The 23,374-nt window shown below is 61.6% G+C and carries 22 protein-coding genes; 14 read left to right on the forward strand and 8 right to left on the reverse strand.

Annotated elements, in window-relative coordinates; genetic code table 11:
• Positions 1 to 254: 254 nt before the first annotated feature.
• Positions 255 to 1,229 (forward strand): thioredoxin-disulfide reductase, encoded by a 975-nt coding sequence (trxB, locus tag NKH54_RS03630; RefSeq protein ID WP_023689720.1) that lies wholly within the window; start codon positions 255 to 257, stop codon positions 1,227 to 1,229.
• A gap of 80 nt (positions 1,230 to 1,309) precedes the next feature.
• Positions 1,310 to 2,206 carry a LysR family transcriptional regulator gene (locus NKH54_RS03635; RefSeq protein WP_023671970.1) on the forward strand — a complete coding sequence of 299 codons (897 nt, stop codon included), beginning with the start codon at positions 1,310 to 1,312 and terminating at the stop codon, positions 2,204 to 2,206.
• A 22-nt stretch (positions 2,207 to 2,228) separates the two neighbouring features.
• Here the strand turns inward: NKH54_RS03635 and NKH54_RS03640 are convergent, their stop codons facing one another.
• The 3 genes from NKH54_RS03640 to NKH54_RS03650 all read right to left on the reverse strand — a co-directional run bounded on the left by NKH54_RS03640 (position 2,229) and on the right by NKH54_RS03650 (position 6,609).
• Complete coding sequence (locus tag NKH54_RS03640; protein ID WP_352513930.1) at positions 2,229 to 2,726, reverse strand: methyltransferase family protein; 498 nt, start codon at positions 2,724 to 2,726, stop codon at positions 2,229 to 2,231.
• Positions 2,727 to 3,451: 725 nt separating this feature from the next.
• The gene (locus NKH54_RS03645; RefSeq protein WP_353027715.1) at positions 3,452 to 5,503 is read right to left on the reverse strand and encodes an elongation factor G; all 2,052 of its coding nucleotides are present in this window, start codon (positions 5,501 to 5,503) and stop codon (positions 3,452 to 3,454) included.
• 245 nt (positions 5,504 to 5,748) lie between these two features.
• Positions 5,749 to 6,609, reverse strand: a complete 861-nt coding sequence (locus tag NKH54_RS03650; protein ID WP_353027717.1) for an alpha/beta fold hydrolase — start codon at positions 6,607 to 6,609, stop codon at positions 5,749 to 5,751.
• Positions 6,610 to 6,757: 148 nt separating this feature from the next.
• Here NKH54_RS03650 and NKH54_RS03655 point away from each other — a divergent pair, with 148 nt between their 5' ends.
• Positions 6,758 to 7,309: a methyltransferase family protein gene (locus tag NKH54_RS03655; protein WP_023695759.1), complete on the forward strand. Its 552-nt coding sequence runs from the start codon at positions 6,758 to 6,760 to the stop codon at positions 7,307 to 7,309.
• 48 nt (positions 7,310 to 7,357) lie between these two features.
• The gene (locus NKH54_RS03660; protein ID WP_023695758.1) at positions 7,358 to 7,753 is read left to right on the forward strand and encodes a (R)-mandelonitrile lyase; all 396 of its coding nucleotides are present in this window, start codon (positions 7,358 to 7,360) and stop codon (positions 7,751 to 7,753) included.
• 59 nt (positions 7,754 to 7,812) lie between these two features.
• Here NKH54_RS03660 and NKH54_RS03665 read toward each other — a convergent pair whose 3' ends face one another.
• Positions 7,813 to 9,015 carry a pyridoxal phosphate-dependent aminotransferase gene (locus NKH54_RS03665; protein ID WP_023751219.1) on the reverse strand — a complete coding sequence of 401 codons (1,203 nt, stop codon included), beginning with the start codon at positions 9,013 to 9,015 and terminating at the stop codon, positions 7,813 to 7,815.
• A 275-nt stretch (positions 9,016 to 9,290) separates the two neighbouring features.
• Here NKH54_RS03665 and NKH54_RS03670 point away from each other — a divergent pair, with 275 nt between their 5' ends.
• Both NKH54_RS03670 and NKH54_RS03675 read left to right on the forward strand, forming a co-directional pair.
• Positions 9,291 to 10,190, forward strand: coding sequence for an EAL domain-containing protein (locus tag NKH54_RS03670; RefSeq protein WP_023728195.1), 900 nt, complete (start codon positions 9,291 to 9,293; stop codon positions 10,188 to 10,190).
• On the forward strand, positions 10,187 to 11,047 hold the full coding sequence (locus NKH54_RS03675; protein ID WP_353027718.1) for an EAL domain-containing protein: 861 nt from the start codon (positions 10,187 to 10,189) through the stop codon (positions 11,045 to 11,047). The genes NKH54_RS03670 and NKH54_RS03675 overlap by 4 nt, the downstream gene beginning before the upstream one ends.
• 530 nt (positions 11,048 to 11,577) lie before the next feature.
• On the opposite strand, the gene NKH54_RS03680 is transcribed toward NKH54_RS03675, so the two are convergent.
• Positions 11,578 to 11,790 carry a cold-shock protein gene (locus NKH54_RS03680; protein ID WP_015316174.1) on the reverse strand — a complete coding sequence of 71 codons (213 nt, stop codon included), beginning with the start codon at positions 11,788 to 11,790 and terminating at the stop codon, positions 11,578 to 11,580.
• A 298-nt stretch (positions 11,791 to 12,088) separates the two neighbouring features.
• Between NKH54_RS03680 and NKH54_RS03685 the strand changes: the two genes are divergently transcribed.
• Positions 12,089 to 12,415 (forward strand): hypothetical protein, encoded by a 327-nt coding sequence (locus NKH54_RS03685; RefSeq protein WP_353027755.1) that lies wholly within the window; start codon positions 12,089 to 12,091, stop codon positions 12,413 to 12,415.
• Between the two features lie 148 nt (positions 12,416 to 12,563).
• On the opposite strand, the gene NKH54_RS03690 is transcribed toward NKH54_RS03685, so the two are convergent.
• Positions 12,564 to 13,145 carry a methylated-DNA--[protein]-cysteine S-methyltransferase gene (locus NKH54_RS03690; protein WP_353027720.1) on the reverse strand — a complete coding sequence of 194 codons (582 nt, stop codon included), beginning with the start codon at positions 13,143 to 13,145 and terminating at the stop codon, positions 12,564 to 12,566.
• A 177-nt stretch (positions 13,146 to 13,322) separates the two neighbouring features.
• Between NKH54_RS03690 and NKH54_RS03695 the strand changes: the two genes are divergently transcribed.
• Positions 13,323 to 14,252: a lytic transglycosylase domain-containing protein gene (locus NKH54_RS03695; RefSeq protein ID WP_023805970.1), complete on the forward strand. Its 930-nt coding sequence runs from the start codon at positions 13,323 to 13,325 to the stop codon at positions 14,250 to 14,252.
• A gap of 5 nt (positions 14,253 to 14,257) precedes the next feature.
• Positions 14,258 to 14,746 carry a GNAT family N-acetyltransferase gene (locus NKH54_RS03700; RefSeq protein WP_023711187.1) on the forward strand — a complete coding sequence of 163 codons (489 nt, stop codon included), beginning with the start codon at positions 14,258 to 14,260 and terminating at the stop codon, positions 14,744 to 14,746.
• A gap of 287 nt (positions 14,747 to 15,033) precedes the next feature.
• On the opposite strand, the gene NKH54_RS03705 is transcribed toward NKH54_RS03700, so the two are convergent.
• Positions 15,034 to 15,372 (reverse strand): hypothetical protein, encoded by a 339-nt coding sequence (locus NKH54_RS03705; protein ID WP_023697061.1) that lies wholly within the window; start codon positions 15,370 to 15,372, stop codon positions 15,034 to 15,036.
• Between the two features lie 332 nt (positions 15,373 to 15,704).
• Here NKH54_RS03705 and NKH54_RS03710 point away from each other — a divergent pair, with 332 nt between their 5' ends.
• From NKH54_RS03710 to NKH54_RS03730, 5 genes are all read left to right on the forward strand, one after another.
• On the forward strand, positions 15,705 to 16,256 hold the full coding sequence (locus NKH54_RS03710; protein ID WP_023691533.1) for a DUF4142 domain-containing protein: 552 nt from the start codon (positions 15,705 to 15,707) through the stop codon (positions 16,254 to 16,256).
• A gap of 299 nt (positions 16,257 to 16,555) precedes the next feature.
• Positions 16,556 to 17,020: a cupin domain-containing protein gene (locus NKH54_RS03715; protein ID WP_023724916.1), complete on the forward strand. Its 465-nt coding sequence runs from the start codon at positions 16,556 to 16,558 to the stop codon at positions 17,018 to 17,020.
• Positions 17,021 to 17,258: 238 nt separating this feature from the next.
• The gene (locus NKH54_RS03720) at positions 17,259 to 17,651 is read left to right on the forward strand and encodes a Rid family hydrolase (RefSeq protein WP_023672419.1); all 393 of its coding nucleotides are present in this window, start codon (positions 17,259 to 17,261) and stop codon (positions 17,649 to 17,651) included.
• Positions 17,652 to 17,921: 270 nt separating this feature from the next.
• A complete protein-coding gene (locus tag NKH54_RS03725; protein ID WP_081726818.1) occupies positions 17,922 to 18,857 on the forward strand; it encodes an HD domain-containing protein in 936 nt (311 codons plus the stop codon).
• A complete protein-coding gene (locus tag NKH54_RS03730) occupies positions 18,854 to 19,807 on the forward strand; it encodes a hypothetical protein (protein WP_352909452.1) in 954 nt (317 codons plus the stop codon). The genes NKH54_RS03725 and NKH54_RS03730 overlap by 4 nt, the downstream gene beginning before the upstream one ends.
• A 28-nt stretch (positions 19,808 to 19,835) precedes the next feature.
• Here NKH54_RS03730 and carB read toward each other — a convergent pair whose 3' ends face one another.
• The gene (carB, locus tag NKH54_RS03735) at positions 19,836 to 23,339 is read right to left on the reverse strand and encodes a carbamoyl-phosphate synthase large subunit (protein ID WP_023823448.1); all 3,504 of its coding nucleotides are present in this window, start codon (positions 23,337 to 23,339) and stop codon (positions 19,836 to 19,838) included.
• Between the last annotated feature and the right edge of the window lie 35 nt (positions 23,340 to 23,374).

Consider the following 23,374-nt stretch of genomic DNA (forward strand, 5'->3'; position numbering starts at 1 on the left):
CGGTCTCGGCTTAGCGCAAGAATCTTTCGCGCTCTCGTCCTTAAACGACTTTTGTGTCGATGCCAGCCCTTTGGTCGGGCGATTTCGCAACCGTAACGAAAGCGGCCATTGCGCGAATAAGCCTGTAGGCCGAAGCTTTCCGGGGACGACGGCCTGATCGTCTTGCTGGTGTGGTTGGCAACCCTTACATTACCAGCAACATTTCACGTCGTTTTCCAAGGCACACTCGATTGTCTGCCCCGCAGAGGCTTTAGATGACCACCAAGCACGCGCCTGTCCTTATCATCGGTTCCGGCCCGGCCGGCTATACCGCCGCAGTCTACGCCGCGCGCGCCATGCTCAAGCCGATGCTCGTAGCAGGCTTGCAGCAGGGCGGGCAGCTGATGATCACCACCGATGTCGAAAACTATCCGGGCTTCGCCGATCCGATCCAGGGCCCGTGGCTGATGGAGCAGATGCTGAAGCAGGCCGAGCATGTCGGCACTGACATCGTCAACGACATCATCACCGAGGTTGACCTCAATGTGCGGCCGTTCCGCGCCACGGGCGATTCCGGCACCACCTACACGGCCGACGCGCTGATCATTGCCACCGGCGCGCAGGCGAAATGGCTGGGCATCCCCACCGAACAGACCTTCATGGGCTTCGGCGTGTCGGCCTGCGCCACCTGCGATGGTTTTTTCTATCGCGGCAAGGATGTCGCTGTCATCGGCGGCGGCAATTCGGCGGTGGAGGAGGCGCTCTATCTCTCCAATCTGGCGAAGAGCGTGACCGTCATCCACCGGCGCAACGATTTCCGCGCCGAGCGCATCCTGCGTGAGCGGCTGTTGAAAAAGGACAATGTCCGAGTCATCTGGGACACGATCGTCGACGAGATCACCGGCCGGCCCGGCAAGACGCCGCTGCCGCCTTCGGTCGAAGGGCTGAAGCTCAGAAATGCGGTGACCGGCGAGGTCACCCATCTCCAGGTGGACGGCGTGTTCGTGGCGATCGGCCATGCGCCGGCGGTGGAATTGTTTGTCGGCAAGCTGAAGCAGAAGCCGAACGGCTATCTGTGGACGGCGCCGAATTCGACCCGCACCGATGTGCCCGGCGTGTTCGCCGCCGGTGACGTAACCGACGACATCTACCGTCAGGCGGTGACCGCCGCCGGGCTCGGCTGCATGGCCGCGCTCGAGGCGGAAAAATACCTGGCCGGCATCGAGGTGCACCGCGAAGCGGCGGAATAAAATCTATCAAGACGGCGTCGCAAGCCGTTCAAAAGCCTGATTTTTCATTCAGACGCCAAGAACAGAACGAGGGGAATTCAATGGCGTTGGACTGGGACAAGCTTCGCGTGTTTCACGCAGCGGCGGAGGCTGGGTCGTTTACCCATGCCGCCGAGACTTTGCACCTGTCGCAATCGGCGATTTCACGCCAGGTCAGCGCGCTCGAGCATGACGTCGGGGTGCCGCTGTTCAATCGCCATGCCCGCGGCCTGGTGCTGACCGAGCAGGGCGAAATGCTGTTCCGCACGGCGCATGACGTGCTGATGAAGCTGGAGACCATCAAGTCGAAGCTGACCGAGGCAAAGGACCGTCCCTCAGGCGTGCTCAGGGTGACGACGACAGTCGGGCTTGGCGCCGGTTGGCTGACCGAACGGGTGCAGGAGTTCATCGAGCTCTATCCCGAAATCAGCCTGCAGTTGATCCTCGCCAATGAGGAACTCGACCTCACCATGCGCCAGGCGGATTGCGCGATCCGTCTGCGCCAGCCGCAGCAGCCGGACCTGATCCAGCGCCGCCTGTTCACTGTGCATTTCCACCTCTATGCCTCGCCGTCCTATGTCGGCAAGCACGGCAAGCCGACCTCGGTCGCCGATCTGAAGAACCATCGCATCGTCACTTTCGGTGTGCCGGTGCCGTCGCATCTGTCGGAGCTGAACTGGCTGGAAACGATCGGCGATTTCGACGGTGGGCAAAGGGTGCCGACGCTGCAGATCAACGACATCTTGTCGATCAAGCGCGCCGTGCAGGGCGGCGCCGGCATCGCCATGCTGCCCGACTACGTGATCTCCAAGGAATCGGATCTGGTGCAGCTTTTGCCGGAGACCGAGGTGCCGTCCTTCGACACCTATTTCGCCTATCCCGATGCAATGAAGAACCAGGCCAAGCTGCACGTCTTCCGCGACTTCATCATCGCCAAAGCGCGCAGCTGGTCATTTTAAACATGGCCTTGGGAGGTGCTGGTCACCCCCGCCACGGCGTCAGCCGTGGCAGCCAGCCGGGAACATTGCGGCGGTAGGTCTCGTATTCGCCGCCGTAGCGGCGGGCGAGAGTCGGCTCCTCATAGAACCTGACGAAAGAGCCCATGACGATCGCGCCGATGGCGGCATAGGCAGCGACGCTCCAGCTTGAAAACAGCAACGCCTGGCCGAGGATGATCGACAGCACGGCGACGTACATCGGGTTGCGGACATGGCGGTAGACGCCGCCGATCACCAGTCTCTCGGTGGGTGCTACAGGCGCCGGCGTGCCCAGGCCTTCGAGCGCGAAGCGGGCAAAGGAATGGACGAGCAGGGCGATGGCCGCGACGATCAGGAGGGAGCCAGCCGGCAAGAAGCCGGGCACCGTCGACCGCGGCAGACGGTAGCGGTCCGTCAGCAGCCAGGGCACCAGCCCGGCCACGACACAAGGTGCGGCGATGAAGAAGACCGCGCTGCCGGCGATCGCCTGGGGTGTCCGCATGTCAGGTCTCCCTTCTTCCGGCCGACCCTTCCCATCCCGCTGCCGCAAAAATAAACGCCTGCTGCCCGATTCAACGTCATTCGGCTTTTTGCCCGCGAGCGCGAGAATCAGCCCGACTTGCGGTTCTGCGAAGGCAACAGCACGGTCGCGCCATTCATTTGGCAACTTTTCGTGGTCCTATGGCCCCTAGACATGGGTTAGACCACAGCCTGTACCTTTTTGCATGCGTGTGTTGCAAAATAGATGCTTGTTTCTTGGGCATGAACAGCACATATATAGATCATCTCCTGGGCGCGTTCTCCTCCCATTAGCGCCCTCGAGTGTTCCCCTCTGGAGGTTAGCCTTAACAGGCACTTCCAATCAAACTCAGCCGGATCTTCATTGATCCGGCTTTTTTGTTTCCGGGCCTGCCGTAGCCAGCGAAAAATCGAGCAAAATCGCCGCGTAACAGTGACATGTAACCTCAGGTAACATGCCGCAGGCGCGATTCATCGTTTAAGCAGATCATAGGACGCGGTGTGGTTCGACCGGGAGATGGGGGCATCACTCGGAAGATCCGGGCTCAGGCGGCTACCGCGTCCGAACCTATTCGTCTGTAAGTGCCGTATGGCGCGGCGGATACGTGCGGCGGACCTGCCGTTTTCCTCCCAAGAAGACGGTCCGCAATAAGAGCGGCGTCCGGGTCATCCGGGCGCCGTTTTTTGTGCGGATCATCCTTCGGCCTGTCAGGCAGCCTTGCCGTTGGCGTTCATCGCCTCGTCGGCCAACCGTCCGGTCAGCTCGGCCATGTGATCGAAGGCGCAACGATAGCTGGCGACGCCGGAGGTCGCCGAGCGCAGTTCGATGATCAGGTCGCCGATCTCGGCCTGCGGCATGGTCGCCTCCACGACATCCCATCCCGGCCAGTCAGGCCGCGCGTCGTAGCCAAGGATCTGCCCGCGCCGTTGCGGGATCAGCGCGATGATCTTCGAAGTGGCTTCGGACGGCGTGACGATCTCGACCTTCATGACCGGCTCGAGCAGCACCGGCGAGCAGGCCGCCATGCCTTCCTTCATGGCCAGCTTGGCCGCCATCTGGAAAGCCATGTCGGAGGAATCGACGGCGTGGTAGGAGCCGTCGGAGAGGTTGACAGCGACATCGACCACAGGGAAGCCGAGCGGGCCGGATTTCAGATAATCGCGCACGCCGGTTTCGACCGACTGGATGTAGGTCTTGGGCACGACGCCGCCGGTGATGGTGTCCGAGAACTGAAAGCCGGAGCCGCGCGGCAGCGGCTTGATCTCGATCACCACATCGCCGAACTGGCCATGGCCGCCGGACTGCTTCTTGTGGCGGCCGCGCTGCTGCACCGTCTTTCGGATCGTCTCGCGATAGGGGACGGCAGGCGCATGGCCTTCGACCGGAATCTGATTCTTGCCTTCCAGCCGCTCGCGCACGACCCGCAGATGCATCTCGCCATGGCCGGACAGCACGGTCTCGGCCGAGTCCTGATTGTGGCGCAAGGTGAGCGAGGGATCTTCCTCGGCCAGGCGCTGGATGGCCGCCGACATTTTGACCTCGTCCTTGCGCTCCTTCGGCCGCAGGGCAAAGGCAAAGACCGGCTGCGGCGGCGTCAGCGTGACCAGCGGCTTGATACCGCCCTTCGTGGAGCTCAACGTCTGGCCGGTCTTGACCTCGTCCAGCTTGCCCAACGCCACCGTGTCGCCGGCCTTGGCAGCGGTGAGCTTGGATTGGTCCTTGCCGAGCATCTTGTAGATGCCGGAGACCTTCGCCGTCTCGCCATTCGACAAATAGAGTTCGGCTGCATCGGCGATCTGGCCGGAGAGTACGCGCGACACGGACAGCTTGCCGCCATGCGCGGTGTGGATGGTCTTCATCACCTGGACCACGGTGTGATTGCCGTCGGGGACGCCGAGCCGTTTGCGCGTCGCCTCGACATCCGGTGCGTCATGGCGGATCGCCTTCAAAAGGCGCAGCACGCCGTTGCCTTTTTCGGCGGTGCCGATCAGCACCGGCGTTATGGCGCCGGCGCGCAGGTCGGCGGACAGATCGTCGAAGACCGCGTCTTTCGGCGGCTCGATCTCCTCCAGCAACTGCTCCATCAACTGGTCGTCATGGTCGGCAAGCGTCTCCAGCATGGAGAAGCGAGCCTCCAGTTCGCGCGCCTTGTCATCAGTTGGAATTTCGGCAACCTGGCTTTCGGCATATTCGCGGTAGATGTAGGCGCGCTCCAGCGCCAGGTCGATCGAACCGATCACCACATTGTCCTTGCGCAGCGGAATCTGGCGCAGCAACAGCGGCGCCGCGCTCGCCGGCTGCAGCATCTTCAGCGTATCGCGTACGCCGGCGATTGCCTTGTCGACCTTGTTGAGGAACAGGATGCGCGGCACGCCGAGATCGTCGAGCTTGCGCATGATGAGCTGCAAGGCTGGGATCTTCTTCTCGTCGGCCTCGGCGACGACCACCGCGAGATCGCAGGCTGCCAGCACCGGCTCGGCCTCGAAGGAGAATTCGATCGATCCGGGACAGTCGACGAAGGTGATCCGCTCGCCCATGAATTCGGTGGTGGCAAAGGTCGCCTCGACGCTCATGGCGTGCGCCCGCGCCTCGGGCGAATGATCGGAAACGGTGCTTCCCGATGAAACGGGATTTTGGCGGGGGATGGCGCCCGTACGGGCGAGGATGGCTTCGAGAAGTGTCGTCTTACCGCTTGCAAAGGGACCGACTATGGCAATGCATTTCGGTCCCGTGCGTCGTCCTCCGGCGCGAGTACCCATGGCTGACCTCCACTCAGGCGTTGCCCTTGGAGTGCGATCAGCAAAAGTGGAAACGGTTTTGCGCCGATCGCACCCTGTCGTGAGCGGCGGCCGGCCTGTTCGACCGTCGCGGGCGGGGTTGTTTTCATTTAGCCACCTGCCCAACCCATCGTCCCACGGGTTAGCCGGGAGGGCAAGGAAAATAGAAATCGCGCCGCCGTCAGGCGGCCGAGGCAAGACCCGGGGATCAGAACCGTCGGGCGATTTCAGCTTGCCTGAGTGCGGCGCGTGGGCGTGGCGGCTGCACTCTGCTTCACCACCATCTCGGCGTAGCGCGACAGCAACGGGTTGAACAGGTCCGCACGTTCCCAGAAGGGCGCATGGCCGGCGCCTGGTATGACATGGCACTGTTCCCACAGCGAGCTGTAGGCGACGGTCTCGAAATAGCTCAGCCGCACCAGCGGATCATGCTCGCCATTGATCACCGCAACGGGGAACGGAGCGTGCTCGACCACCTGTTTCTGGTCGGCGCCCTTGCCCGCAAACATGGAGCGCGCCACGCCGGCGCGAAGCCGGCCGTCGGTGCGCCTGATGGCTTCGCGGAAAGACGGACTGGCGGTGTCGCCGTAGCACAGAGCCTCAAAACGCTCGATGTCGCGTTCGGAGTAGACCTTCTTGGAGGCGAGCAGCATGTCCCAGTTGGCGTGAAAGCCGCGCAGCATGCCAAGCGGCCCCCGCGACACCGGCGGCGCTCCGGTCAGCACCAGGCCGCTGACCGCATGGTGAAAGCTGGCCAGTTCGACCGCCACATGGCCGCCGAGCGACCAGCCGAAGATGATGGCGTGGCCGATGCCCAAAGCGTCGAGAAGCCGGGCTGTGGTCTGGGCAAGGCCGGTAATCGTATAGGCGGTCGCCGGGTCCCGGGCATCGGAGGACTCGCCGTGGCCGGGAAGGTCGAAGGCGATCAGCCGATGGGCGTCGGCAAGCGGGCTATCGAACTGACGGGCAAACACGGCGCGCGAACTGCCCGAGCCATGGATCATGACGATGGGCATGCCGGACCCAGACGACTGGCTGAGGCGCAAGTCGGCCTGCGGCGTGCGGATGGTGCGGTGAGTGATGCTCATGCTGGATTAGACCTTGAGATTTGCCTGACCGCCAACATCGCATCGCTGGCTCTATATGTTCTTTAAACATGTGGTTAAGAAACGATTTCTAAAGAGATAGCCGGCACGAACCTCCGGCTCCATGGCAACCACCCGCGGAATCCCGACAATGGAACCAGTCCTCGATCTTCTTGTCTCGATCTGCAGCATCGCGACGCTTGGCCAGTATGTCTGGTCGATGCGGGCGCATTTCCAATCGCAGGCGATGTCTCCAGGCGCCATGGTGATTTCGGCGGCGGTCATCGCCACGGCGCTGTTCTTTCTCGCCATCCTTTGGATCCAATCGCAGCCGGGTTCGGCAAAGCTCACCGGACTTGCCGTCGAACTGGCGAGCTCTGCCCTGTTCTGGTGGGCGATTGTCACGTCGCGCAAGGCGCGGTTGCGCTTCGCCTTCGCACCCGACGATCCGCACAGCCTGCTGACCGACGGCCCCTACGGCCATGTCCGCCACCCCTTCTATACGTCCTACATCGTCTTCTGGATCGGCTGGGGGATCGCGATCTGGTCGGTCTGGGCGGTGGTGCCGGTCGCCGGGATCGCTATCCTCTATGTGTTTGCGGCGCTGGACGAAGAGAAGAAATTTTCGCGCACGCCGCTGGCCGGAGCCTACGCGGACTATCGCGTACGTGCCGGCCTGTTCTGGCCCCGGCTGGGGTGGTAGCCGGCACCGGGGCAGGGTAGGTTCTGCCAAACTTAGGGGTCACCAGAGATGAAGATCATTGCCTGCGGCAGCGTGCCGACCCTCATCGCACCGGAGAAGTATTTCACTGGCCGCGTGCTGCAGACGCCCATCATCGAGAAGGAAGCGCCGGCGCGGCTGCGGGCCACGCTGGTCAGCTTCGAGCCTGGCGCGCGTACCCACTGGCACACGCATCCGCTCGGCCAAACGCTCTATGTCACGTCGGGCGCCGGCCTTGCGCAGACATGGGGCGGGCCGATCCAGCAGATCAAGGCGGGCGACGTGATCTCGTTCGAGCCGGGCGAGAAGCACTGGCACGGCGCGGGTCCAAAGACGACAATGACCCACGTCGCCATGCAGGAAGCGCTGGACGGCGTCCACGCAGATTGGATGGAAGCGGTCACCAGCGAGCAGTATGGCGGCTGAGGTCTGCTCCTGACAAAAACCCGGCTCGAAGCCGGGTTTCATGTCTCGGTGCCGCCAGTTCAGGTCAGCGATGCCGTGAACCGCTGGATGCGCGTGCAGGCTTCCTCCAGCAGCGTCTCCGACGTGGCGTAGGAGATGCGGAAGTTGGGGCCGAGGCCGAAGGCAGAGCCGAACACCACCGCGACACCCTCGCCTTCGAGCAGTTCCGAGCAGAAGGTCTCGTCTGTGTCGATGACCTTGCCGGCCTTGGTCCTCTTGCCGATCAGCTGGGCACAGGACGGATAGACGTAGAAGGCGCCTTCCGGCGACGGGCAGGTTATGCCGCGCGCCTGGTTGAGCATCGACACGACGAGGTCGCGACGGCCCTGAAAGATCGCCTTGTTCCTGGCGACGAAATCCTGCGGGCCGTTGAGCGCCTCGACCGAGGCCCATTGCGCGATGGTGCAGGCGCCCGAGGTCTGCTGGCCCTGGATCATGTCCATCGCCTTGATCAGCTGGACCGGACCCGCGGCATAGCCGATGCGCCAGCCGGTCATGGCGTAGGCTTTCGAGACGCCGTTCATGGTCAGCGTGCGCTCGTAGAGTTTCGGCTCGACCTCGGCGATCGTCCTGAAGACGAAGTCGCCATAGGTCAGGTGCTCGTACATGTCGTCGGTCAGTGTCCAGACATGCGGATGCTTCAAGAGCACGTCGGCCAGCGCGCGCAGCTCGGCTTCCGTGTATGCGGCGCCGGACGGGTTCGATGGCGAGTTCATCAACAGCCATTTGGTCTTCGGCGTGATCGCCTTTTCCAGCACGGCGGGAGTGAGCTTGAAACCATTGTCGATCGAGGTGTCGGCGAACACCGAGGTGCCGCCGCAGATCGCCACCATTTCGGGATAGCTGACCCAATAGGGGCGGGGGATGATGACCTCGTCGCCTGGGTTCAGCGTCGCCATGAAGGCGTTGAACAGGATCTGCTTGCCGCCGGTGCCGACAATGGTCTGCTCGGGCTTGTAGTCGAGATTGTTCTCGCGCTTGAATTTTTTTGCGATCGCCTCGCGCAGCGGCGCGATGCCTGAAACCGGCGGGTATTTGGTCTCGCCGCGGCGGATCGCCTCGATCGCCGCATTCTTGATGTTGTCGGGCGTGTCGAAATCCGGTTCGCCGGCGCCGAGGCCGATAATGTCGCGGCCGGCATTTTTCAGCTCGCGGGCTTTCTGCGTCACCGCGATGGTGGCGGAAGGCTTTACGCGGGCAAGGGCGTCGGCAAGAAAGGCCATGACCAGATATCTCCAGAGGGGTCGGCGCAACCGCAAACAGCTGCGGCGCTTCTCATGTCGCATCGACCCGGCAAGTGCAAGCATTGTCGGATGAGCCAGGGTCAAGGACCCGTGGAGATCGGCTTTTCGGAGCGCGTGCATGAGGGTTTCACTCTGCGTTGCGGGCTCTGCAATCGACGGCTTATCCCCGGCAAGACTAAATTCATCAACGGCCGCTAAAACCTTTGACGGCAGGATCGCCAGCCATTTCGCCTGTCTCGCGGAGCGAGGGACCCTTGTCGCGCAGCACCGGGCTTGCCCACATCATCCGTCACGATGACGGCACCGCTTCAGGTGTCTGGGGTCCCTACACGCTGCAGAGCGCCTTTCAGCCGATCTTCGCCTTCAAGGACGGCAAGCTCTCGATCGCAGCGTTCGAGGGGCTGATCCGGCCGTTTCGTGACGGCGAGCCGCAATCGCCGATGAACTTCTTCCGCACCTGTCCGGCCGGCGACCGCCTGCATATCGAGGCGCTGACGCGCACGCTGCATTTGCTCAATGCCGGCGCCTGCCTGCCGCAAGAGGCTTCGATCTTCGTCAATTTCGATCCGTCGGTGTTTACCGAGCGCTCCATCGCCGATAACGCGCTGCGCGACATGCGGCTGGTGCTGCACGAAGCCGGGATCGATCCGCGCCGCATCGTGTGCGAGGTGACCGAGCAGAAGTCGGCGTCGCAGGAAACGCTCTACAGCTTTGTCGAGGCGCTGCGGGCCAATGGCTTTCGCATTGCCGTCGACGATTACGGCGCCGATGAATCCGACATCAACCGCATCAAGGAGCTCAAGCCCGACATCGTCAAATTCGATGCGCACTGGATCACGCAGCTCATGGAATCCGGCGCCGGCTTTGCCCTGCTGACTGCCATGGTGACGAACTTCGAACTACAGGGCATCCGCACGGTGTTCGAAGGCATCGAGGAAGGCTGGCAGCTTGAATTGGCCGAGAAATCCGGCGCATCGATGGTGCAGGGCTTCGTGCTGGCGAAGCCGGAACTGGCGCCGACCAGCTTTCGCGCTTTCGGCAAGGATGGGCAGCCATCTGTCGCGGCGGCCGAGCCTGGCAAGACGCCTGCCGGCCCGACTGCAGCGCCTCCGGCGCGGCCGGGCAGGGTGTTCGGGCGCAGGACCGGGCCATGACCGGGCAACGCGATAGGCGTCGCGATATCGGCGAAGCGATCTTTGCCGACGAGGTCGGCATCGAATACGGCGTCTACGGCGCGTTCCGGCTGAAGAGCGCCTACCAGCCGATCTTTGCGCCACGCGGTGGCGCGTTGGCCGCGGTTGCCGTCGAGGCGCTGATCGAACCGCAGCGCGCCTCCATGCCGGTTGCACCGGCCATGTTCTTGGACAGTGTTGCGCCGGGCGACCGCCTGTTTGTCGAGACGATGTGCCGGATGCTGCATCTGAAAAACTTCCGCAACATCGGCGTCGACGGGCTCGGCCTGTTCTTCAATTACAACCCGATGATCAACGATCATCTGGGGCGGGCGCTGGCCGAGATCCGGCTGATGACGCGGCATCTCGGCGATCTCGAACTGCATGCCGCCATGCTGGTCTGCGAGATCACCGAACAGGCGGCCGACGACAATGTGCTGGCCCCGCTGGTGCGCGAGATGCGGCGCCACGGCATCCGCATCGCCATCGACGATTTCGGCACCGGCCACTCGACCGCGGAGCGGATGAACCTGCTCCAGCCGGAGATTGTGAAGATCGACGGCGGCTGGTTCGCCGAATTCTGCCGCCACGCTGCCGCCGAGCGCTTCTTCCGGCCGCTCGTCTCGTCGCTGCACGATCGCGGCGCCAAGGTGCTGGTCGAAGGCATCGAGCAATCCGTGCATCTGCGCGTCGCGCTGGATGGCGGCGTCGACCTGCTACAGGGGTTCCATCTCGGCCGCCCGGCGCTGGCCGGCACGATCTTCAACCGGGAGCCGCTGTCGATCGAGGCGCTGCTTGGCGCCGACAACAAGGTGGTGCCGCTGCATCTGCGGCGCTGATTTGTATTCGCGCTTGCCGCCGCTTCGCGGCTCGTTCCGGACGGGACGCCAACGGGCGCGATGCCCGGTTGGGCTTGCGGCCTTCGGCCGTAGCGCGCATTCAAAGAGGGCGAAGTCGGCCCGCGTGAAGTTCAGCCAAAGCCTGCTCGGCAAACTTATCCAGCCGGCCAGCCTTGGCGTCCGCCTCGATCTGCATATCCCACACCTCTGCCCGATACGCTGCGAACCATTTGGTAAGGCCTTTAGTTCTTTGGTGTTCAGGGCTGCGATGGATCTTTCAATCTGTTCGAGCTTGGTCATGGGGCGAAACTAGCATGGCCATCGTCCAATTCCAGACAAACAAAAAGGCGGGATAAATCCCGCCTTCCCATTTTCGGTAGCCTGATCGGAGCTTTAAGTCCGGGCCGGCAGCTATCTGCTGATCCAGCTTGTCGGGTCTTTCCGCTCCAGCGCGCTTCTCGCGCGACCGTCAGTACATCCGTGACTTGCCGCGCGCCCCGAACTCTCGTCCGGCGCGCGCTATCGCAAAATCAGGCTGCCTTGCTCAGAGAACCAGCGGACGACTTGCCTGTGCGGCGGTCCTGCTCGATCTCGAAGTTGATTTTCTGGCCTTCGACCAGGGTCGACAGTCCAGCGCGCTCGACAGCGGAGATGTGAACGAAAACGTCCGCACCGCCCGAATCAGGCTGAATGAAGCCGAAGCCCTTGGTGGCATTGAACCACTTGACCGTACCAGTTGCCATATGAATAGTCCTCGCATTTGCTTTGGTTTGACCGAACCGAGGTTCAGCCGGTTTGTATCGAGATTTTGGAGATAGACGTCAGCAAACGCGAAGATCGCGAGGCCCGGATCGATCGGCCGAAATATCAATGGAGCTGATATAGGCGGGTTTCGCACCAAAAACAAGATGGCTCGAAAAATGGCGTTGCGGTGGCGCCGCCCAAAGGCCGCCCCAATCGCATGAAAGCGTCGAGCAATCGGGAAGACCGGGACGCCCGACGGCGTTAGTCCGGTTTTGGGAGACTGTCATGAAAACGGTTGTGAAAACCATTCTGCTTGCCGCCTGCCTGACGCTGGCGGCCGCCGAGGCGCAGGCGATCTCGCGCTACGACCCCACTCGTATGAGCTGCGACAGGGTGCAAGGCACGATCGCCCGCCAGGGCGGGGTCATCCTGCGCTATCAGTCCAGGCGCGTGCCGGGGCTGCCGCTCTTCGACCGCTATGTGCAGAGCCAGCAATTCTGCAATGTCGGCGAGGTCAGAAAGCGCGCCTATGTGCCGAGCGCCGATACCGAATCCTGCCCGGTCTATCTCTGCAAGCGGATCGAGAACGACCATTTTCACCGCCGCTTCCTGCGCCGTCATTAGGCATATTGATATTCAAGTGAGGCCGGTCTTCTGCGCTTCCGGCGCCCACGTACATTAAGTACGCTCCGCTCCGGTTCTCGAAGACCATAGTTCTCGGTGCGGCCTGACCTGAATCTCAACATACCCAGCCGGCATACCATTCAAGCTCTTAGAACCCGAACGAGACCTGCGCCGCCGGCGGCGGGCTGACGCGCACGCCTTCCATGGCCAGCATCTTTTCCTTGGTGGCCGAGCCGCCGGGCGCCGAGAAGCCGCCGATCTTGCCGCCCGCGGCTAGAATCCGATGGCAGGGGATGACCAGCGGCACCGGGTTGGCGCCCAGCGCTGCCCCGGTTTCGCGCGGCAGGCCGGCTTGGCCGGCGCGCTTGGCCAGTTCGCCATAGGTGGTGGTTTCGCCGTAATGCAGTTTCCGCGCCGCGTCGTAGATGGCGAGACGGAAGTCGTCGACGCCGTCGAGATCGACCGGCACGCCGGAGAAATCGACGTCCTCGCCTGTGGCATACGCCTTGATCGAGGCGATCAGCTCGACCACCCATTGCGGCTGCCCAGTGTTCGCAGTGGTATTGGCGGCAACACCGGCATGCCGCATCAGCCGGCGCTCCACTGCTTCGCGGCTCCTTTCGGGCAGGCAGAGCCGGATCAGGCCCTTTTCGCTCCAGGCGATGCCCATGAAGCCGATCACTGTTTCTAACACTGCGTGGCCGGCTGTGATCGAAGATGCCGTTTCCATGATGCGCTCCTTTCCGCAAAGCGGCGAAAACCGGGATACCAACCGGTACATATGCAGAACAATATGGCATCTGATCCCGGCTCTCGCCACCCGAAAACCACCAGATGGTCCCGATTGCCCACCAGGAATCGCTGGTGTAAGGACTTCTTAACAACCGACAAATCGGACCCGCGCGGCTTGCCAGCAAAATTCAACCTTTTCGCGATCTCTGTGATCGTCGGCGCAGCTGCCCTCAGCGGCTGCCAATCGACCTCGCAGATGAAGGCTACGCCTGCGCTAACCGAAACCGCGACCGCCGCCGGCAGCGATGCCGGCTTCACCTTGCCGCTGCCCGATACGGTTTCGGTGCTACCGCAATCCTCGGGCATAACACCCGTTCAGTCGGCCGAAGCGACGCCGGCCACGCCAGCGCTCGATGCCGCTGCGCTGCCGGTTGCCGCGACCGCGGCCTTTGCTGGCGCGACGCCCACGGCCCCGGCCCTGCCTGCGGTGATGGCCGCCAATGCCTGGCAGGCGCCTGCGCCCGCCAAGGCCGGACAGCCGGTCGCGGCGCAATATACGACCGCCGGCCTTGTCATGCCGGCGACCGCCAAGGGCGGCCAGAACGCCATGCCCGGCGTGCAGCAGGTAGCCTATGTCGTGCCGCAGAACCCTGCTTCCCTGGGCCAGTTCCCCGCCGCGCCCCTCGGTCTCCCGGAAGAAGAGCATGCGACCGGCATGCGCGGCGACGTCGACCGGCTGATCCAGAAATACGCTGCTCTCTACGAGGTGCCGGTCGATCTGGTGCGCCACGTCGTCAACCGCGAAAGCACCTACAATCCCAAGGCTTACAATAACGGCCATTGGGGGCTGATGCAGATCAAGCACGCGACGGCGCGCGGCATGGGCTATGACGGGCCGGCCAAGGGCTTGTTCGACGCCGAGACTAATCTGAAATACGCGGTCAAATATCTGCGTGGCGCCTGGCTGGTGGCGGGTGGCAACGCCAAGAAGGCCGATTGGCTCTACCAGACCGGCTATTATTTCGACGCCAAGCGCAAAGGCCTGCTCGAGGCCACCGGCCTCGGTGTCGACCGCAAGCGCCGCCGGCTGCAGCCCGACGCCTGAGCGCGATGCCTGAACCGCGCCCGCCGGCTCCAAACGACATCCGGCTGCGCAAGATCCTCGACGAGACGCTCGTTGCACCGCACTGGCCGGACGGCTTTACCATGCGCTGCTTCGAACATGGTGACGCGCAGCCCTTGCATGCGCTTTTGACCGAGGTGTTCGAGGACGGCGCTGACGGCCCGTTCGACGAATGGTGGCCGCGCATATCCAGCGATGCCGAATTCGACCCGGCGCTGTGTTTCCTGGTCATCGACGCCAAGGGACGGCTGGCGGCGGCAGCGCTGTGCTGGACCAGGGCCTTCGTCAAGGACCTCGCGGTCCATCCCGAAGCACGCGGCAAAGGCATTGGCGAAGCGCTGATGTGGCAGGCTTTCAACGCCTTTCGGGATCGGGGCGCGGCCCATGTCGACCTCAAGACCAACACGGTCGAGAACGCCGCCGCGCTCCGGCTCTACGAGCGGCTGGGAATGATGCCTGTCGCCTGGGAAGGGTAAGGGCTTTTTTCTTGCCGCAATTCCCTGGGGAAAAAGCTACGCGCTTTTCCCGGGAAAACCGGTTCCCACCTTTCCTGGAATTGCTCGAGCGCTGTTGAAAACCTCCGGATTGTGAACTGCTTCACATTGGCCGCCGCAACCGGATGCTACCTCACCATCCATGCCTTTCGACCGATGGCGGATCGACGACTGGCAGATGTGGGGCGGCTGCACCGGCATGTGTTCAGCCACTCCTTGGCGGGTCCCAGGCGGGGGTTTGGGGCCCGCCAGTCGTTTTGCGGTAGCCCTCAGATATCGGGCGCATTGCCGATCTTCTTTTTGAGCTCAAGCGCCCAGGCGCGGCCCTCGTCGCCGCCCCACAGCAGCCAGGCGATATGGCCGGCCGATGGATTGTCTTCATTGCCGTAATTCTTGCCGCGCTTGTCGACCTCGTGGCGGGCGAAGTAGCTGACCATGCGGCGGATAGTGGATGGCGCCAGCTTTTCGCGGTTCTTGAGTTCCGTCGCCCGCGCCACGCCGATCTCGGTGCCGCCCCGGCCGAATTCTCTTCGCAGCCTCAACCCCTTGGCGGCATTGTCGGCCACCACTTGCGGGCAGCGCAGATCGATCTCTTCATCCTCTTGCATGTGTCTCCCCAGCTCCGGAAACCTAACCTGCAGACTCAATACAGGGAAGTGCAACCGGCTCCCAATGCAGCGCCGTCCATCAGGACCAGGATCAGCGCGCCATCGGGATCTGCGAGATCCTGTGGAACCTTATGGATTTCACGCCTGAGGGTCGGCCGAACTGGAACGAACAGCTGCAATATGGCGAGGCGTGCTGTCCTCAGGTTTGTCCGCCAGGGGCTCGGGACGGCCCTTCGGCAGATGGTCGCTGACGAATAGTTCTCCGGACGCAACCCTGCCGCCAATGCCGCGTTTGATTAGCCGAGGGAAATTTTCAAAATCGGAGACCTCAGATGAAAACGCTTCTCACCATTGCCGCCGTCGCCTTGTTCGCCGGTGCCCCTGCCGCCCTTGCGGCCAACTCGACCGCGGTCGCGCCTGCCATGGCCGCCAGCAAGGTCGATACCCCAACCTTCGTCAAGACCGTGCCCAGCTCCAACGAATTCGAAATCCAGTCGAGCAAGCTCGCGGAGGAGAAATCCAAGGCGGCTGACGTCAAGAAATTCGCCAAGCAGATGGTCAAGGACCACACCAAAGCCGGCAAGGAGTTCAAGGCGGCGCTGAGCCAGGGCCAGACCACCGGTTCGACCAAAGCCGCGGGACCGGCCCTGCAGCCGAAGGAGCAGGCAATGCTCGACGAGTTGAAGAGCGCAAGCGGCAAGGATTTTGACGCCAAGTACATCCAGATGCAGACGGACGCGCACAAGGAGGCAGTTGCCCTTTTCAGCAGCTATGCCAACTCGGGCGACGACCCGGCGATGAAGGAATTCGCCAAGAAGACGCTGCCGACGCTGCAGATGCACGAGAAGCACGTGAAGGAACTCGCGGCGGCGCATCAGGGTTGAGGGCTGGTGACTGGCCAGCAATAGCATTCTACGGCGCCCCCTCTGTCCTGCCAGACATCTCCCCCACGAGTGGGGAGATCAGCAGCGTCGGCGCCGTGCTTTTCTTGCGACGGTGAAAATTGGCGAAGGCTGAGGCGACAGCCAATCTCCCTCCTTGTGGGGAGATGTCCGGCAGGACAGAGGGGGCGCCGTAGAGTGCGACGGCCGATGCCTGCCGTTGGCAAGGCATTGCGGCAAAGTGGCTCTGTGGCTGCGCCGGCAGTGACATACACTGCCGCCACCAATTCAATGGAGCTCCCATGCCCAAGCTCGACCTGTCCACCGTGCCTGTCCGCAAGGGCTCCGGCTACCCCGCACCCTTCGACGCCCCTTGCGCCGAGCGCACACGCCACCGCCTCGGCGATGCCGGCGGCCTCACCGATTTCGGCGTCAACCTGATGACATTGCCATCAGGCGGCTGGTCCAGCCAGCGCCACTGGCACAGCCATGAGGACGAGCTTGTTTATGTGCTGGAAGGGGAACTGGTGCTGGTCGAGGATGGCGGCGAGACCCTGCTCAAGGCCGGCGACTGCGCGACCTTTGCCAAGAACAGCGGCAACGGCCACCACATGATCAACCGCTCGTCCACAACGGCGCGCTATCTCGAAGTCGGCTCGCGCAATCCGGATGATCTCATCACTTGCTCCGACATCGACATGATGAGCCCGAGTTCGGATGGCAGGTTCCTGCACAAGGACGGCATGCCCTATCCGGGGCAGGGGTGAGGGCTGGACCATGGTTCGGCGCTGGCGTTCGCTGGGCGGGGGGATAAGCTCCTCACGATTAAAGGTGGCGCAGGCCCCCTCATCCGACCGCTTCGCGGCCACCTTCTCCCCGCTGGGGAGAAGAGGGAAGCGCTGGCGCTGACCGGCTCCTCTCCCCTCGGGGAGAGGTCAGCCGAGCGAAGCGGAGGCTGGGTGAGGGGGCCTTGGCGCCAGCTTGGCAAACAAGGGGAAGATCACAGTGAAAAAAGAAGTCATCGAAGTGCCCGTCATGTCGGCCAAGGTGCGGGCGCTCGGGCTGCCTTGCTCGACGGCAGTAAGGGCCAATGGCTTCGTGTTCATCTCGGCGACGCCGCCGGTGGACATGGTGACCGGCGAGATGGTGCGCGGCGACATCGAAACCCAGACCGAGGCGTCGCTGAAGGCGCTGAAACACTGTCTGGAAGCGGCGGGAACCTCGCTCGACAACGTGGTGATGGTGCGCATCTACGCCGTCAATTCCGGCTTCTACAACGCCATCAACCGGGTCTATGCTAGGTATTTCAGCGTCAACCCGCCGGCGCGGAGTTTCGTGCCGGTGGCGTCATGGCCCATGGAGTTCGATATCGAGATCGAGTGTGTGGCGGTGGGGTGAGGGCTCTTCTTTCTCTCTCAACAAGGGGAGAAGAAAGTTCCGCTGCAATTGGCGGGGTGGTGGGCTCCTCCCAACTCACGGATTGGGCACTCAACATCCCTCCACACCGCAACAGACTGTCTAGTAAGGCCTTCACCCACTACCATAGAAAGTGCCAGATTTGGTCGAGCGGCAGGCCTCAGCGCGGCACGTGATATAAGTTGCCTTACATACGCTCGAGAAGGTAATAATTTAATGATCTGCGTAGCCTCCCTTAGTAGATGAAGAGCCATGAATTCCATGTCAGGTAAGCCACCTCGCGTCGACGATTCTGAAAAAGAGCTCATAAAGGCCCTTGTCAGATCGGAAGCGTTTAGGCGTTTGCAAGAGGTCTCTTTTCTTGGTGCTATCGATTATTACAATTTTCACAAATCTAGGGAAAGCACATGGAATTTTACACGGTCCGACCACACTATTGGTGTTCTATTACTGTCGCAGAGGTTGATAGACAGCATAAACTTTTCTGCAGAAGATAGGCTTTATGTAATAGCATCCTCTATATGTCATGATCTAGGCCATAGCCCATTCTCTCATAGTACCGAGCGCGCCTTCAAGAAGATAAATCCCAGCATCAATCATAGAGTTATCTTGGAGTTGTTGCTTTCTGATCCTGAAATGGGGGTGTCTTCTGCACTTTCGAAGTTTAATTTAAAAGGGGAGAGGGTTCTGGCGATAAGCGTCGGATCTGACAATAAGCTAGGCTGGATTTTTCACAATCCCATAAATGTTGATACCCTCGACGGCATATTCCGTTTTATGGTTTCATTCCGACTTTTGCCGCCTTTCGATGTTCTTGAGGCCGTAAATTCACTTTCTGAACTCTTTTATGAAAGAACGCTGAGTGAGAGCTCAGTCGAGAATCTTGATAAATTTTGGGAGGTAAAGGCCGCTTTCTATGATGAATTCTTAAGGCATGGCGCTTATGCCAGATTCGAGAATGCGTACATCAACCTAGTTGTGTCTAAGAAGAGCAATATTGAGTACCGCGACTTCCTAAAGAGTGATCGGGAATTGGCGGACGAAATAGGTCTCGACCCGAATTTGTACTATGGGCAAACAGGTAACAAGTTGGAGCTTAGAGAGTCGAATTTCGACGTGGACAAGTCGATTGTGCTGGGTTCAATTTCCGATCTATACCGTAGATATATAAGAAGGGGGAAGCTGTGAAAATAGATGAACTTGACGGGCGTTTTATCAACATAAAGAACGCTCATTTTGCTTCAGAAAATACGCTAAAAAAGTTAGATAAGTTGAGCGCTTCTTGCGCAAATTCGGGCACTTTCCTAGTGGTAAATGGCTCGCTGGCTCGAAAGGAGCTCGTAAATGGGTCTGACTTTGATGCCTTTATAGTTAGGGGGAAGGCTCTGGACACCTCAATCCAAAAGCTTTGGAAGGATGCGCATGATGCAGTTGGGTTAAAGCTTCCTGGCTCTTCGGGGATATTCGGCAAAGACAGTATAGTTCAGCATGAGGAAATGCTCCTGAACATTGGGGGCGCCGGCGATAGCAATGAGAGCATCACTAGGCGGATGCTTCTAGTACTTGAATCAACTGGTGTCGGAGACATGGTTGCTTATCGGGGATTGATAAGCTCTATGCTTAGTCGGTATATTTCTGATCAAATAACTGACCATCAGCTGGGCCTTTTTCTTCTGAACGACATAATTAGGTACTACAGAACGGTTTGCGTCGATTTCGAATTTAAGACGGAGGAAGATGGGAAGCCATGGGGGATTAGAAATATCAAGCTGGTCTTTTCGCGAAAACTTATATATTTTTCCGGTCTTTTGATTTGTGCTGAAACCGCTCAAAGAAGTGCATTGGAAAAGAGGGAAATCTGCGAACGACTAGTGCGCCTGACTCCCATTGAGAGAGTGTTGAGCGTATTGGGCGAGGACGCGTTCGAGCCTCTCATATATTACGACAAATTCTTGGAAAGGATGGCTAAGACCGAAATTCGCAAGAAGCTGGAGAGCAATGATAGAGAGGAGCTCAGAAAAAGCGAGATATTTCGGTCCTTGAAGAACGACGGACATCACTTTTCGATGTCACTGAGAAGCGCCTTTGTTCGCCACTACGATGGTAGCCATCCCATTCATAGAGCGATTATGTTTTAGGGCCGACTACATAGATTGGCCAATCGTCCTAGGCAAAATACTCCTGCAACGGCCTGACCTCGAGGCTCCCCGCCTTCAGCGCCGCAATCGCCTCGGCCACCGCCGCCGCCCCCGACAGCGTGGTGTAATACGGCACTTTCTGCATCAGCGTCGCCCTGCGCAGCGACTTCGAGTCCGACACCGCCTTCTGGCCATCGGTCGTGTTGAAGACGATCTGAACCTGGCGGTTGCGGATGGCGTCTTCGATGTGGGGGCGGCCTTCCAGCACCTTGTTGATCTTCTGGGCGTCGACGCCGTTTTCGGCGAGGAAGCGGGCGGTGCCGGATGTCGCCAGCACCTTGAAGCCCTGGCCGGCGAGGCGCTTGACCGCCGGCAGGATGCCGGCCTTGTCCTCGTCGCGCACCGAGACGAACAGCGTGCCGGAGCGGGGGAGATCGACGCCGGCCCCTAACTGGCTCTTGGCGAAGGCGAGCGCAAAGTCGCGGTCGAGGCCCATGACCTCGCCGGTCGAGCGCATTTCCGGGCCGAGCAGGATGTCGACGCCGGGGAAGCGGGCGAAGGGGAAGACGGCTTCCTTGACCGCGATGTGGCCGGGATTGCGCGGATCGGGCATGGCGCCGTAATGGGCGAAGGCGTCTTCCAGTTTCTCGCCGGCCATGATGCGGGCGGCGATTTTCGCGATCGGACGCCCGATGGTCTTGGCGACGAAGGGCACGGTGCGTGACGCGCGCGGGTTGACTTCCAGCACATAGACCGTGCCGTCCTTGATCGCATACTGCACGTTCATCAGGCCGCCGACGTTGAGCGCGCGGGCAAGCGCCGCCGTCTGGCGCTCCAGCTCGTCGACCAGCTCGGAAGGCAGCGAGTGAACAGGGAGCGAGCAGGCGCTATCGCCGGAGTGGATGCCGGCCTCCTCGATGTGCTCCAGAATGCCTGAGACGAATGTCGACTTGCCGTCGCAGAGGCAGTCGACATCGACCTCGATGGCGCCGGAGAGATAGGTGTCGAACAGAAGCGGGTTCTTGCCCAGCAGCGTGTTGATCTGGCCTGTCTTGTCGTTGGGGTATTTCTGCTTGATGTCCTCCGGCACCAGGCCGGGCACGGTGTCGAGCAGGTAGCTCTGCAGCATGCCTTCGTCATGGATGATCTGCATGGCGCGGCCGCCGAGCACATAGGAGGGGCGCACCACCAGCGGGAAGCCGAGCTCGCCGGCGACTAGGCGCGCCTGCTCGACCGAATAGGCGATGCCGTTCTTCGGCTGGCTGAGGTTGAGCTTATGAAGCAGCTTCTGGAAGCGGTCGCGGTCTTCGGCGAGATCGATCATGTCGGGCGACGTACCGAGGATCGGGATGCCGGCCTTCTCCAGCGCATCGGCCAACTTCAGCGGCGTCTGGCCGCCGAACTGGACGATAACGCCGACCAGTTCGCCCGAGGCCTGTTCGGCGCGCAGGATCTCCAGCACGTCCTCCGCCGTCAGCGGTTCGAAGTAGAGCCGGTCGGAGGTGTCGTAGTCGGTCGAGACGGTCTCGGGGTTGCAGTTGATCATGATCGCTTCATAGCCGGCGTCGCGCAGCGCGAAGGCGGCATGGCAGCAGCAATAGTCGAACTCGATGCCCTGGCCGATGCGGTTCGGACCGCCGCCAAGGATGACGACTTTTTTCCGCGCTGACACTTGCGCTTCATTGGCCAGCGCGCCGGCGAAGGGCACTTCGTAGGTCGAGTACATGTAGGCGGTGGGCGAGGCGAACTCGGCCGCGCAAGTGTCGATGCGCTTATAAACCGGATGAACGTCGAGCTTTTCACGAATCTTCGCAATCACTTCGGCGTCGGTCTTCGTCAGCGAGGCGAGGCGGGCATCGGAGAAGCCCATCGCCTTCAGCATGCGCAGATTGACGGCGTCTTGCGGAATGCCGTGCTCGCGGATGCGGGCTTCCATGGAAACGATGCCGGCGATCTGTTCGAGGAACCACGGGTCGATCTTGCACATGGCGTGCACGTCTTCCAGCGAGGTGCCCATGCGGATCGCCTGCGCCACCATGCGCAGCCGGTCGGGCGTCGGCGTGCCGAGCGCGGCGCGGATGGCGTTGCGGTCGTCGGCGTGGTTGGCAGCCACGGCACCGTGGCCGAGGCCGGGGATCTCGATCTCGTCTAGGCCGGTGAGGCCGGTTTCCAATCCACGCAAAGCCTTCTGCAGGGACTCCTGGAAGGTGCGGCCGATGGCCATGACTTCACCGACAGACTTCATGGCGGTGGTCAGCACCGGCTCGGCGCCGGGGAATTTCTCGAAGGCAAAGCGCGGGATTTTGGTGACGACGTAATCGATGCTCGGCTCGAAGGAGGCGGGCGTGGCGCCGCCGGTGATGTCGTTCTCCAGCTCGTCCAGCGTGTAGCCGACGGCGAGTTTTGCCGCGATCTTGGCGATGGGGAAGCCGGTCGCCTTCGAAGCCAAGGCGGAACTGCGCGAGACGCGCGGGTTCATCTCGATGACGACGAGGCGGCCATCGGCCGGGTTGACGGCGAACTGCACGTTGGAGCCGCCGGTCTCGACGCCGATCTCGCGCAGCACCGCGATCGAGGCGTTGCGCATCATCTGGTATTCCTTGTCGGTCAAGGTCAGCGCGGGCGCGACGGTGATCGAGTCACCGGTGTGTACGCCCATCGGGTCGATATTCTCGATCGAGCAGACGATGATGCAATTGTCCGCCTTGTCGCGGACGACCTCCATCTCATATTCCTTCCAGCCGAGCACGCTTTCCTCGATCAGCACTTCGGTGGTCGGCGAGGCGTCGAGGCCGGACTGGACAATGTCGTAGAATTCGGCGCGGTTGTAGGCGATGCCGCCGCCGGTGCCGCCCATGGTGAAGGACGGGCGGATGATGGCGGGCAGGCCGACATGGTCGAGCGCCTGGGCGGCAATCGCCATGCCATGGCTGATGTAGCGCTGCTTGCGGTCGCCTTCGCCGAGGTTCCAGCGGGTTTCCAGCGCGTCGAGCGCGGCATCGAGGTCGGCAGGCGCCTCGGCCTTTACGGCGGCGCGCTCGGCCTCGTGCGTCTTGCGGTCGGCGTTCTTGACATCGGTGGCATTGGCAAGCATCGACTTCGGCGTTTCCAGGCCGATCTTCTTCATCGCCTCGCGAAACAGCGCCCGGTCCTCGGCCTTGTCGATCGCCGTGGCGTCGGCGCCGATCATCTCGACATTGTAGCGTTCGAGCACGCCCATGCGGCGCAGCGACAGAGCAGTATTGAGCGCGGTCTGGCCGCCCATGGTCGGCAGCAGCGCGTCGGGCCGCTCCTTGGCGATGATCTTGGCGACGACTTCAGGCGTGATCGGCTCGATATAGGTGGCGTCGGCCAGTTCCGGGTCGGTCATTATGGTGGCCGGGTTGGAATTGACCAGGATGACGCGAAAGCCCTCTTCCTTCAGCGCCTTGCAGGCCTGTGTGCCGGAATAATCGAACTCACAGGCCTGGCCGATGACGATGGGGCCGGCCCCGATGATCAGGATCGACTTGATGTCGGTGCGTCTTGGCATCGTTGTGAGTTCCGTTCGGCGAGCGGCTTGCACGA

This window comes from Mesorhizobium sp. M1004 (assembly GCF_040318795.1).
In the GTDB taxonomy this organism is placed as follows: domain Bacteria; phylum Pseudomonadota; class Alphaproteobacteria; order Rhizobiales; family Rhizobiaceae; genus Mesorhizobium.

Excerpts from the sequence above, each read along its gene's own strand:
- trxB (WP_023689720.1), top strand. The coding sequence starts at position 255 with ATGACCACCAAGCACGCGCCTGTCCTTATCATCGGTTCCGGCCCGGCC.
- NKH54_RS03725 (WP_081726818.1), top strand. The coding sequence starts at position 17,922 with ATGAATTCCATGTCAGGTAAGCCACCTCGCGTCGACGATTCTGAAAAA.
- carB (WP_023823448.1), bottom strand. The coding sequence starts at position 23,339 with ATGCCAAGACGCACCGACATCAAGTCGATCCTGATCATCGGGGCCGGC.
- NKH54_RS03655 (WP_023695759.1), top strand. The coding sequence starts at position 6,758 with ATGGAACCAGTCCTCGATCTTCTTGTCTCGATCTGCAGCATCGCGACG.
- NKH54_RS03700 (WP_023711187.1), top strand. The coding sequence starts at position 14,258 with ATGCCTGAACCGCGCCCGCCGGCTCCAAACGACATCCGGCTGCGCAAG.
- NKH54_RS03650 (WP_353027717.1), bottom strand. The coding sequence starts at position 6,609 with ATGAGCATCACTCACCGCACCATCCGCACGCCGCAGGCCGACTTGCGC.
- NKH54_RS03710 (WP_023691533.1), top strand. The coding sequence starts at position 15,705 with ATGAAAACGCTTCTCACCATTGCCGCCGTCGCCTTGTTCGCCGGTGCC.
- NKH54_RS03635 (WP_023671970.1), top strand. The coding sequence starts at position 1,310 with ATGGCGTTGGACTGGGACAAGCTTCGCGTGTTTCACGCAGCGGCGGAG.
- NKH54_RS03675 (WP_353027718.1), top strand. The coding sequence starts at position 10,187 with ATGACCGGGCAACGCGATAGGCGTCGCGATATCGGCGAAGCGATCTTT.
- NKH54_RS03680 (WP_015316174.1), bottom strand. The coding sequence starts at position 11,790 with ATGGCAACTGGTACGGTCAAGTGGTTCAATGCCACCAAGGGCTTCGGC.
- NKH54_RS03705 (WP_023697061.1), bottom strand. The coding sequence starts at position 15,372 with ATGCAAGAGGATGAAGAGATCGATCTGCGCTGCCCGCAAGTGGTGGCC.
- NKH54_RS03665 (WP_023751219.1), bottom strand. The coding sequence starts at position 9,015 with ATGGCCTTTCTTGCCGACGCCCTTGCCCGCGTAAAGCCTTCCGCCACC.
- NKH54_RS03645 (WP_353027715.1), bottom strand. The coding sequence starts at position 5,503 with ATGGGTACTCGCGCCGGAGGACGACGCACGGGACCGAAATGCATTGCC.
- NKH54_RS03715 (WP_023724916.1), top strand. The coding sequence starts at position 16,556 with ATGCCCAAGCTCGACCTGTCCACCGTGCCTGTCCGCAAGGGCTCCGGC.
- NKH54_RS03660 (WP_023695758.1), top strand. The coding sequence starts at position 7,358 with ATGAAGATCATTGCCTGCGGCAGCGTGCCGACCCTCATCGCACCGGAG.
- NKH54_RS03690 (WP_353027720.1), bottom strand. The coding sequence starts at position 13,145 with ATGGAAACGGCATCTTCGATCACAGCCGGCCACGCAGTGTTAGAAACA.
- NKH54_RS03640 (WP_352513930.1), bottom strand. The coding sequence starts at position 2,726 with ATGCGGACACCCCAGGCGATCGCCGGCAGCGCGGTCTTCTTCATCGCC.